Genomic DNA, 11,088 nt, shown 5'->3' with positions numbered 1-11,088 from the left:
CTCCCAGGTGGTATCGTCCACCGGGGTTACCATGATCGTCTGCGTCAGCACACCGTCCAAAAAGGTCAGGGTTCCGTTCACCGGATCGAAATCCGCCGGTGAGGTCGCCGAGCCGTTCGCGCCGGTATAATCCACCGTCACCGTTCCGAAACTGCCGCCGCTGCGGTTGACCGTGATCTCCAGTGCCGGACCCGCCTCGGATACGCTGAAGCTGGCGCCGCTCAGGTCGATGGCCCCCGCTGGTGGGGCCGGATCATCATCGGTGATGGTTACCGTGGTGCTGGTCTGGGTACCCAGGATGGCATCCACCACATTGCTCAGGGTAAGAGTGAAATCTTCATTTGGCTCCCAGACGGTGTCACCGTTCGGGGTCAAGGTCAGGGTCTTGCTCAGTTCTCCATTGAGGAAGGTCAGCGTTCCGCTGAGTGCCTGGTAGTCACCCGGGGCATTGGCTGTGACATCTGCGGTGGCATAGTCAACCGTTACCGTACCATCCGAACCGCCGGTGCGATCGACAGTCAAGGTGATAGCGGGACCGCTCTCCGACAGGGTGGCACTGGCGGCGCTCAAGTCCAGGGTGCCGCGCTGCATGGTCATCATCGTTGATGGTTACCGTGGCGGAAGCCAGGCCAAAGTGGCACCGGTTACATTCGACAAATTCAGGGTAAAGGTCTCACTCGGCTCCCAGACGGTGTCACCGTTCGGGGTCAAGGTCAGCGTCTTGCTCAACTCTCCATTGAGGAAGGTCAGCGTTCCGCTGAGTGCCTGGTAGTCTCCTGGTGCATTGGCAGTGACATCCGCAGTGGCATAGTCGACCGTTACCGTACCATCCGAACCGCCGGTGCGATCGACAGTCAAGGTGATAGCCGGACCACTCTCCGACAGGGTGGCAGTGGCCGCACTCAGGTCCAGGGTGCCAGCATTGCGGGTGTCGTCATCGGTGATGGTGATGGTCGCGGCGGACAGACCCAGGCCGCATCACCATTGCTCAGGGTAAGAGTGAAATTCATTTGGCTCCCAGACCTTGAGTGTCACCGTTCGGGGGTCAAAGGTCAGGGTCTTGCTCAGTTCACCATGCGGGAAGGTCAGCGTACCGCTGAGGGCCTGGTAGTCACCAGGGCATTGGCGCAGCGACATCTGCGGTGGCATAGTCAACCGTTACCGTGCCATCCGAACCGCCGGTGCGAATCGTCAGGTGATAGCCGGACCACTCTCAAACAGGGTGGCATTAGCCGCACTCAGGTCTAGAATTGCCACGCTGCGCCTGGATCATCATCGTTGATGGTTACCGTGGCGGAAGCCAGGCCAAAGTGGCGCCGGTTACATTCGACAAATTCAGGGTAAGGTCTCCTCGGCTCCCAGACGGTGTCACCGATTCGAGGTCAAGGTCAACGTCTTGCTCAACTCTCATTGAGGAAGGTCAGCGTTCCGCTGAGTGCCTGGTAGTCTCCTGGTGCATTGGCAGTGACATCCGCAGTGGCATAGTCGACCGTTACCGTGCCATCCGAACCGCCCGTACGATCGACGGTCAAGGTGATTGCAGGACCGCTCTCCGACAGGGTGGCAGTGGCCGCACTCAGGTCCAGGGTGCCAGCATTGCGGGTGTCGTCATCGGTGATGGTGATGGTCGCAGCGGACAGACCCAGGGCCGCATCCACCACATTGCTCAGGGTGAGAGTGAAATCTTCACTCGGCTCCCAGACGGTGTCACCGTTCGGGGTCAAGGTCAGGGTCTTGCTCAGTTCACCATGCAGGAAGGTCAGCGTGCCGCTGAGTGTCTGATAGTCACCCGGTGCATTGGCTGTGACATCCGCGGTGGCATAGTCAACCGTTACCGTGCCGTCTGATCCGCCGGTACGATCGACGGTCAAGGTGATAGCAGGACCGCTCTCCGACAGGGTGGCAGTGGCGGCGCTCAGGTCCAGGGTGCCCGCATTTGGTGCCACTATCGGCGTGATGGTGACCGTGGCAGCCAAACCAAGAGTGCGCTGGTTGGCATTCGGACAACGGCAAAGGTCTCACTTGGTTCCCACGCTGTGTCGTTGGCCGGGGTCAAGGTCAGGGGCTTACTCAACTCACCGTCAAGGAAGGTTGTGCGCCGCTGGCGGTGTAGTCACCAGGTAGCGGCAAAATGTTATGTGTGTCCACAGTCACTGTGCTGAAACTGCTGCCGGTGCACTGACTGTTACTGCCGCGCTGGTCCGGCTTCAACAGAGATGGTCGCACCACTTCCACGTTGTGTACTTCGTTCAGTTACATTGCTAAGGTCAGTGCCGTTGAGCGCGTGTAGTCTCCCGGTGCTGTGGCAGTGACATCCGCCGTGGCGTAGTCGACCGTCACCGTGCCATCCGAGCCGCCGGTGCGGTCCACAGTCAGCGTGACAGCAGGACCACTCTCCGACAGGGTCACGGTGGCGGCACTCAGATCCATTGCCGGCATTACGGACGTCGTCATCGGTGATGGTTACCGTGGTGCTGCTCTGGGTGCCCAGGCTTGCCGCCACTGGATTGGAGAGGGTTACGGTGAAGTCTTCATCCGGCTCCCAAGTCGTGTCGTCGGTCAGGGTCAGCGGGATTGTCTTGCTGGTCTCGCCATCGAGGAAGTCCAACGTGCCACTGAGGGCAGCGTAGTCACCCGGTGCATTGGCGGTGCCGTCAGTCGTCGCATAATCAACAGATACCGTGCCATCTGAGCCGCCGGTACGGCTTACTGTCAGAGTTAGTCCACCGGCCGTATTCTCCGCAACGCTCTCTGTTGCAGTATTCAGCGCAAGGGTGCCCGCATTGCGTGGATCGTCATCGTTGATGGTCGCTGTCGCAGTGGCCAGGCCCAGGGCGGCATCAACCGGGTTGGAGAGCGTCAGGGTAAAGGTCTCACTTGGCTCCCAGGTCGTGTCACTGGTTGGGGTCAAGGTCAGGGTCTTGCTCAGTTCACCATCAAGGAAGGTCAGCGTACCACTGATAGCCGTGTAGTCACCGGCCGCGGTGGCAGTGCCATCCGCCGTGGCGTAGTCAACCGTTACCGTACCATCCGAACCGCCTGTTCGATCTACCGTCAACGTGATCGCGGGACCGCCTTCCGACAGGGTCGCAGTGGCCGCACTCAGGTCCAGGGTGCCCGCGCTGCGCGGATCATCATCGTTGATGGTTACCGTGGCGGAAGCCAGGCCAAGAGTGGCGCCGGTTACATTCGACAAATTCAGGGTAAAGGTCTCACTCGGCTCCCAGACGGTGTCACCGTTCGGGGTCAAGGTCAGCGTCTTGCTCAACTCTCCATTGAGGAAGGTCAGCGTTCCGCTGAGTGCCTGGTAGTCACTCGGTGCGTTGGCAGTAACATCTGCGGTGGCATAGTCAACCGTTACCGTGCCATCCGAACCACCGGTTCGATCTACCGTCAACGTGATCGCGGGACCACTCTCCGACAGGGTCACGGTGGCGGCACTCAGATCCAAGGTACCGGCATTACGGACGTCGTCATCGGTGATGGTTACCGTGGTGCTGCTCTGGGTGCCCAGGCTTGCCGCCACTGGATTGGAGAGGGTTACGGTGAAGTCTTCATCCGGCTCCCAAGTCGTGTCGTCGGTCAGGGTCAGCGGGATTGTCTTGCTGGTCTCGCCATCGAGGAAGTCCAACGTGCCACTGAGGGCAGCGTAATCACCCGGTGCAGCAGCGCTGCCATCCGCCGTCGCATAATCAACAGATACCGTGCCGTCCGAACCGCCAGTGCGGATGACCGTCAGGGTGATGCCGCCAGCGGCATTCTCCGCAACGCTCTCCGTGGCAGTACTCAGAGCAAGGGTGCCCGCACTGCGTGGATCGTCATCGTTGATGGTCACTGTCGCAGTGGCCAGGCCCAGGGTGGCATCCACCGGGTTGGAGAGGGTCAGGGTAAACGTCTCACTCGGCTCCCAGGTCGTGTCACTGGTTGGGGCCAAGGTCAGGGTCTTGCTCAACTCTCCATTCAGGAAGGTCAGTGTGCCGTTGAGCGCGGTGTAGTCTCCCGGTGCTGTGGCAGTGACATCCGCAGTGGCGTAGTCAACCGTCACCGTACCATCCGAACCGCCGGTGCGGTCTACCGTCAGCGTGATTGCGGGTCCGCCCTCAGACAGGGTGACAGTCGCATTGCTCAGGGCCAGGGTACCCGCATTGCGAACTTGGTCATCGGTGATGGTGACCGTGGTGCTGCTCTGGGCGCCCAGGGTGGCATCCACCACATTGCTCAGGGTGACGGTGAAGTCTTCATTCGGCTCCCAGGTCGCATCGTCGGTCAGGGTCAGTAGGATTGTCTGGCTGGTCTCGCCATCGAGAAAGTCCAGCGTGCCGGTAGCCTGGGTGTAGTCACCCGGCTGCAACGCGCTGCCGTCAGCCGTCGCATAGTCAACAGATACCGGGCCATCAGCACCGCCGGTGCGGGTGACCGTCAGGGTCAGTCCACCGGCCGTATTCTCCACAACGCTCTCCGTTGCACTACTCAATGCCAGAGTACCCGGACTGGGTGGAGGTTCATCGTCGGCGATATCTATGGAAGCAGTCGTCGTGGTGCCAAGTGTTGCACCACCCCCTGGATTGGAGAGGGTTATCGAAAAACTCTCACTGCCTTCGTAAACTGAATCGTTCAGCAGGTTTATGGTAATGACTTTGCTGTATTCGTTTTCGGCAAATGTCAGAGTACTGTTGATCGCCTGATAGTCACTCCCTGAGGTCGCCGTCCCGTTTGATGTGGCGTAATCCACGGTTATCGCACCGAAACTTCCTCCCGTGCGGTTTACCGTTACGTTTACGGTGCCGTCATTTTCGTTAACTGGGTAGTTTGCTTCACTCAAATCCAGCGTGCCTGCAGGGAAGGTTCCCACAGGGGCACCGATAGATGCAGTGTCGGCAAAGATAAGACGGACATCAGTGTTAGCGGGATCGTCTACAACCCGAACGTCAAGTGTTGTGAACCCAGCATCATCGATAAAACCCAGAAACTTCCAGGTCGTCAGCACTGTCGATTCTTCACCTGTAAAACCGACTCCCCCACCGTTGGTAGTGAAAGTCAGCTTACTGCCGTTCTGGCTGCCCTTGTACCAGGCACCAAAGCCATGGAGACTGTTGGGAGTCGTCGCAGTATCAGTCTTCAGGTAGAAGCCATCTGGATCAGTATGACCTGTGGCAGTGCTATTTAAGGTGCGCAGAGCAGATCCGACAAGACCACTAGTCGTTGTCATCAGAAAGGTGTTTGTGCTGCCGTTACTCTCCGCCCAGGTCAGGCCGTTGTTAGTGAGGCTTGGCACAGGAAAGGTTTCAGTCGCCAACCAGTCGGGGCTGTCAAACCCTTCGTTGGCAACTTCGTAACCCAGGGTTGCCAGATCCGCGAGGTACGCTGCTTCGTCGGTATAGGTAGTTACCGCTGCCTGTGCATTGGATGCACCAAGTAACAGAGCTGCTCCCAGCAGAGTGAAAATTATTCTTTGGCCAATCACGATCGAACCCTCACGCTTTTCACCCCACCCTTCCGCAACTGTGTCTAAACGGAGATGGATACTTATTTGAATTCATACACCACCGCAATTTGGTGCGCTTCTTCCAGAGTCCCACTTGGCACTCTGCCGGTATCTTGTTTATTTATCCGGTGCCAAAAAAACTTCCGGCTATCCGAAAAAACTGTGCGGGGAAGAAGCAAAAAGCTTCAACCCCGCCGTACAGTCAATGGCAACACTCTTTTTCTAGAAAGATTTATTTGTTGCCCACTCTCTTTGCGCATGCTTGTATCGCATGCTTACTCGCGCCTCCCATTGGCGTCGCTATTCCTTTTTCTCTCTACAACACATTTACAGAGTGCGTAAATCAATTGACGCTAACTCCATCAGCGCGAAATTCACCAATTACAATCGCTACCGTCTCTCCCGATTTAACATGCCGATCAGGATTGCCGAATATGATGTAGTAGTTGCGGTCAGGCTTGATGTTCTGGCCGCGGTTGGTTGGACGAAATGCCCCGACCTTTGTTGCCATCGGAACCGGCAACTTGATATTGGTGCGGCCGGTGATGATATGAGGTTTGATACGATGATCGAAAAGTAGAAGTGACTTCTCCACATCCAGCACACGGAAACGGAGATCCATCATGTATCCACCCGCACTCAGGTTGAGGCTGATAAGACGAACTCCCCAGCGCTCCTCCAGCATTTTTGCCTGCTCATCATCAATGATCGGTGGCTGTACAACTACCGGCGCAACCGGCGGCTTCCAGTCAATTTTCCTCTCCTTTATCACCACCACATTGTTGTTTGCCTTCACCAACCCGGCATCATCCATCTGTTGTCCAGAGGACAACGTGCCGGCTTCAGCCAAACCGGGAAGGTTGTACAGAAGAACCAAGACAAATATGACAAGAGCCAACACCATAAGAATCAACGCAGCAGATCCGCCATCATCCTTAAATTCATTCGACTCCGGGGATTCCAGCGATATGGAAGACTTTGGCATTTCCGACTCCTCTTTCTTACTCATGATAGAAATCTCATGGATTGATTGAACTATTGTTCCAGTCATATTTGCAGGTTACATCCACCCCCGCCTTGCGGCGGGGGCATGCTCCTCTCTTACTTCGGGAAGAAGACCGGGTAGCCGATATGCACGGCGTTCTCGGTTCCCGCCCCAAGTACCTTCAAGGTAACGGTATCACCAGGAGTGGCTACCAGGGTGGTATTGTTGACATTGATATTGAACTTACCGTCTCCGCCAACCACTGCGGTTCCGATCAGCGTTCCGCCAGGACCATTCAGCCTGGCTTCAGCTGTTTTGCCAACATGAGCAGGTATCGTCACGCCTTTAACTCTCCAGCGATCCAATCCGGCGCCACCACGTTCGAGGTAGTTCACCTTCCGGGTCGCTACCTCGCGAATGATAGTGGCATTGGCCACGTTGCTGTCGGCCGCACCATCATTCACATGATAGGTGAAGGTGGCAAAGGTACCGATTCTGGCGTTGCCTTGGATGATCTGATAATCGAATGATCCATCATCTATCAGATTCAACACGGACCCACGATTGGGGAGTGTATCGAGTACCGCTGAAATGCCTGGATTTGGCAGCGAGTCAACGTCGTGGGCATTGGACTCAAGGCCGTTGGCAGCAGTGATCCCATAGGTACGTGCTATCACGCTCTCAGCATCAGCGACAAAAGAAGTGATCTCCGTCAGGTAGATAGTGACATCACTAGCAACCGGTGCATCGTTGATCGAGTTGACAGTAATGTCCACGGTTACCGGACCAGTGACGTTACCCAAGGCATCCACCACTTCGTACTGGAAGGAGTCGGCGCCGAAGTAATCCACATCCGGTTCATAATGGAATGAACCATCTGCATTGAGGTTGAAGGTACCGGCGCGCCCGTTGACGGGGCCAGACCCGGCTACCAGTTGCGCGGTCAAAGCATCACCATCAGGATCGGTGTCGTTGGCGAGTACGCCTGGTGCTGCCACATCGAGGATTGCATCCTCATCGATGCTATAGCTGTCATTCGTTCCAACAGGCGGACCATTCGGTGGCACCGCCAGAACGGTGACATTGACCGTACCGGGTACAACGTTTCCGTTGCCGTCACTCACGTCGTAGGTAAAACTGTCGCTGCCGCCAACAAAGCCGACTTGCGCAGTATAGGTTACTGTTATGTTATCGGTCGACGTGGTTGCCTGACCCGATGTCGGTACGGAAACAGCAGCAACGCTGAGCACATCTCCATCACCATCAGTATCATTTGCCAGGACATCGATGATCAGCGGTGTGCCGATGACTGCGGTCACATTCTCACCGGTGACAACCGGTGGAACATTGGGTGGGAGAACATTCACTGAAACCTGGACGCCAGCAACAATATTGACGCCGTCAGTCACAGTATAGGTAAAACCATCCGGACCTACGTAACCAGGCGCCGGCGAATATTCAACAGCCGAATTAGGCACCGTGGCGCTTCCAAACGTGGTGGAGACAATCGCGACTGAACCATTGGCCGGTGGTGAAACTCCGAGAATACTCAGTGCATCCCCATCAGGATCGATATCGTTGTCCAGCACCGTAATTACTACCGGAACATCAACAGTCGTGGAGCCCGTATCGGCATTTGCCATTGGCGGATTGTTCACCGCCGGGCCGCTCACCGCAAGGAAACGCAACATGCCACCAAGACCGTCACCTACGGTCTCGTCAGTGGGATCACTGGGATTGGTCATGTAACCGTTGCCGTCATAAACGGCGTAACGTCCAGCACCGGGGGTGATAATGGCGTCCTTTGTCTTGAGGGGCGGCATCATGACCGAGTATTGCTCCCGGGGAGCGTAACCAGGTAAGCCGGTTGTCCGATCCTGGTAGTTGTACTGCAGGCCATCCTCTGCATGGATATTTGCATAGAGACCCTGCAGGGTCGGTACGTGAGTCTCAGCGGACGTACTCAACATGCGCAGCAGTATTCGATCACCTTCAAAACCGGCAGCTATATCTGGCGTCACGCCACTCTCGTAGGGTTCACCGTTGATGAGAAACCAGCGTGGATGATAAGCGATCGAGGTAAGATGGCTCCCGGCAGTGACGGCAGCATTGTGCTCAGGATCGATATCACTATAGAAGAGCATCACCTCATTGTCATAAGCAACGCCGTCATAGGCTTCTCCCGCCAGAGTATCACGGGTCATCGGACCGGACAGTCCCATGTAGACCTGCTCTTGGGGATGGGTGCCGCTGTGGTAGAGGTAGGTGCCGGTGCGGGCAATGGCGTTGGCGCCGCTCCAGGAATAGAGCTGTTTGCCACCTGCTGCTGCCGCTTCCAAACCGAATGAGCGTACCCGCTTGGTCAGGTTGCCCGCTCTTCCGCCCGTGGAATTATCATTCCAGGTCGGTCCCATGCCTCCGGTGGAGACCGGCAGTTTCTGTCCCTGAATCATAATGGATGTCGGATCCGGCAGACCATTGGAAAGATAGATATTCAGGGTGCTGTCGCCAGCAGGGATATCTATTCTCCGGTCAGCCGATGTCGGATCGTTGGAAGGATCCACCAAGCCATTCACACATGCCAGACGATCCGCATCGAAGGTTGTGTTGTAGCAGGTTCCACCTGGATCAGCAGTATAGCCCCACACCGTAATAGGCGTTGTCTCACCCGGCATTGTCCTTGTATAGACCTTGGCTGCCAGATAGACATCCAGTGCATAGACATTCCCAGTGGCGAGGACCATGGCGCTGGCCAGTACCCCCATCTTGAAATACGTCTTCATTTTTGTTGACCTTTTCATTGTTATCCCTCCCCGTCACTGGATCGGCACGTAAGGTGGTACAATCACCATCGTGCTCAGACTGCCACCAGGAAAAATGTCCCAAGTGGTCAACTCCTTCTCGGCATGTGAGTGCCAAACCAGAAAGTAGCCGCCAAAGGGGTTGAGACCACCCTCACCCGGAGGCAAGTCACCGGTGTCACCGAGGAATGGGCTACCGCTCCACCAACCGCCCAAGGCCAGATCCTGCACGCCGGGCAGCGCTACCGGGAGAGCCTTACCGTGATCGGCGCAATACTCGTGATTGACATCATCGAAACCGTCTCCGTCTCCATCGTTACAGATGTTGTCGTGGCAAGCCGCACCGGTGGTGTCATCCAGCATGTTGTGATCGCTGTCAGTACATCCATTGGTGGCGACCGGGCCGTAGATATCCCAGTTGAGATTCTTACCCGTCCAGGTCCAGATCATGTCGACGGTCTGTTTCGGTGCGGAATTGAGGGTGTTATCAGAGCGCCCCAGATCCGGTGTTACGCCACCATCCGAAGATAGCAGTCGTCCATCCCTGGCGATGAAACGCAGGTTCTCACCGTGAAAGTGGAATGGATGGCTGTCGTGCCCTGCATTGACCGCGCGCACAAGCACCTTGTCGCCAGCATGAGAGAGAGACAAGGACTGGTAGGGTTGATGAGGGAAGAGTGGATTGTAGTCACCCTGGAACAGATCAGGAAAGACCCGGCCATTGACGAACCAGATAGCAGCTTGGCGATCAGAGTTGGTGAAATGGCTGTAGTGTCCCCGCTCCATCTGCACATGGACGTCAGGATCCATCTCGGTCAGCAGGTAGAGGAACTCCTGCTCGTACTCAGTCGTGGCGCCATAAGCGATCCGGTTGTTGGCGGAGTCGAAACCGGTCGGCCGGACGATCAACGCACCCACCAGACCCATCTCTGTGTGCAGGCCGGGATTGATACCGCCCATACTGTGATAGAGATAGGTGCCTGCCTTACTCGCTGTAAAGGTATAGGCGACCGTCTCATTGAGCCCGGCCTGACGGGTCACCAGTCCAGGGGTACCACCCACCGCATTGGCTTTGTGTCCGGCAATCACCATTGAGACCGGCTCAGCAACACCGAAGTTGGTCACATTGATAGTGATGGTGTCGCCCTCATTCACGATCAGGGTCGGCGCCGGATATTGTGGCAGGCTGTAGCCATTACCCGCCGGGTGGCTGGCATTGGCCCCTCCATTCATGTCTCCGAAGCCCCACATATACATGCTGGATCCATCCGGCAGATTCATGTTGAAGGGAAAGGCATAGAGATTGAAGGTAGTTCCCCCCTGAGGTTTGATTCCCCGAATGTCGTGACCCGCCGCCATGGCTTGGGACACGATCGTCGTCATTGCCATACCCAGCAGTAGCATGCTGAGCAGGCTGACGGTTTTTTGTCTTATCTTTATCATTTTGTTTATCTCCTTTGATCGTCTTCTGGCTTGACGCTATTGCACGACAATCTCAGTCATCATTCCGCCGTCCAACTGGGTCACGTTGCTCAGCTGATGCAGTTCTGCGGCATGAAGAAAGTAGGTGCCCGGCGCCACGCCAGTGGTATCAACCAACACATCGTGGGTCTCACCACCACCGAAGTTGACCGAGGCAACCTCGCGGTAGAGGTTCTTATCTCCCGCTGCGTGCATATACCGCGCACCAGTACCGACAATCTTCATCGTCAATCCGGGTGCGGTCAGGGTATAAAGCAGTCGAGACCCACATTGGAGAGCCGTAACGCTGAGGTCTGACTGCGGTTACGGTCGCGATTGAAGCAATACGTAACTGA

At 56.4% G+C, this 11,088-nt stretch carries 9 protein-coding genes; all 9 read right to left on the bottom strand.

The genetic code is table 11. The annotated features are described in order from the left end of the window. On the bottom strand, positions 1 to 600 hold a 600-nt coding region (locus tag G9Q73_RS05610), incomplete at its 3' end, for a Calx-beta domain-containing protein (RefSeq protein WP_281397557.1). 9 nt (positions 601 to 609) lie between these two features. Beyond that, complete coding sequence (locus G9Q73_RS05605; protein ID WP_369408941.1) at positions 610 to 945, bottom strand: Calx-beta domain-containing protein; 336 nt, start codon at positions 943 to 945, stop codon at positions 610 to 612. A gap of 33 nt (positions 946 to 978) precedes the next feature. Further along, complete coding sequence (locus G9Q73_RS05600) at positions 979 to 1,149, bottom strand: hypothetical protein (RefSeq protein WP_177418924.1); 171 nt, start codon at positions 1,147 to 1,149, stop codon at positions 979 to 981. A gap of 251 nt (positions 1,150 to 1,400) precedes the next feature. Beyond that, entirely contained in the window at positions 1,401 to 1,976 is a 576-nt protein-coding gene (locus G9Q73_RS05595) for a Calx-beta domain-containing protein (RefSeq protein WP_177418923.1), read from the bottom strand. A 209-nt stretch (positions 1,977 to 2,185) separates the two neighbouring features. Next, entirely contained in the window at positions 2,186 to 5,464 is a 3,279-nt protein-coding gene (locus G9Q73_RS05590) for a Calx-beta domain-containing protein (protein ID WP_177418922.1), read from the bottom strand. Between the two features lie 364 nt (positions 5,465 to 5,828). Beyond that, complete coding sequence (locus G9Q73_RS05585) at positions 5,829 to 6,494, bottom strand: hypothetical protein (RefSeq protein ID WP_177418921.1); 666 nt, start codon at positions 6,492 to 6,494, stop codon at positions 5,829 to 5,831. 92 nt (positions 6,495 to 6,586) lie between these two features. Beyond that, positions 6,587 to 9,253, bottom strand: a complete 2,667-nt coding sequence (locus G9Q73_RS05580) for a cadherin-like domain-containing protein (RefSeq protein WP_177418920.1) — start codon at positions 9,251 to 9,253, stop codon at positions 6,587 to 6,589. Between the two features lie 33 nt (positions 9,254 to 9,286). Continuing rightward, positions 9,287 to 10,714, bottom strand: a complete 1,428-nt coding sequence (locus tag G9Q73_RS05575) for a multicopper oxidase domain-containing protein (RefSeq protein WP_177418919.1) — start codon at positions 10,712 to 10,714, stop codon at positions 9,287 to 9,289. Between the two features lie 36 nt (positions 10,715 to 10,750). Next, positions 10,751 to 10,978 carry a hypothetical protein gene (locus tag G9Q73_RS05570; protein WP_177418918.1) on the bottom strand — a complete coding sequence of 76 codons (228 nt, stop codon included), beginning with the start codon at positions 10,976 to 10,978 and terminating at the stop codon, positions 10,751 to 10,753. Between the last annotated feature and the right edge of the window lie 110 nt (positions 10,979 to 11,088).

It is taken from the genome of endosymbiont of Lamellibrachia barhami (assembly GCF_011947365.2).
Classification (GTDB): domain Bacteria; phylum Pseudomonadota; class Gammaproteobacteria; order Chromatiales; family Chromatiaceae; genus QGON01.
Note: the sequence above shows the minus strand (reverse complement) of the source record. Positions and strands in the feature narration are given on the sequence as shown.

What these genes read in the sequence shown, in the direction of transcription:
- G9Q73_RS05575 (WP_177418919.1), bottom strand. Translation starts at nt 10,714, where the DNA reads ATGATAAAGATAAGACAAAAAACCGTCAGCCTGCTCAGCATGCTACTG.
- G9Q73_RS05580 (WP_177418920.1), bottom strand. Translation starts at nt 9,253, where the DNA reads ATGAAGACGTATTTCAAGATGGGGGTACTGGCCAGCGCCATGGTCCTC.
- G9Q73_RS05600 (WP_177418924.1), bottom strand. Translation starts at nt 1,149, where the DNA reads ATGCCACCGCAGATGTCGCTGCGCCAATGCCCTGGTGACTACCAGGCC.
- G9Q73_RS05585 (WP_177418921.1), bottom strand. Translation starts at nt 6,494, where the DNA reads ATGAGTAAGAAAGAGGAGTCGGAAATGCCAAAGTCTTCCATATCGCTG.
- G9Q73_RS05570 (WP_177418918.1), bottom strand. Translation starts at nt 10,978, where the DNA reads ATGAAGATTGTCGGTACTGGTGCGCGGTATATGCACGCAGCGGGAGAT.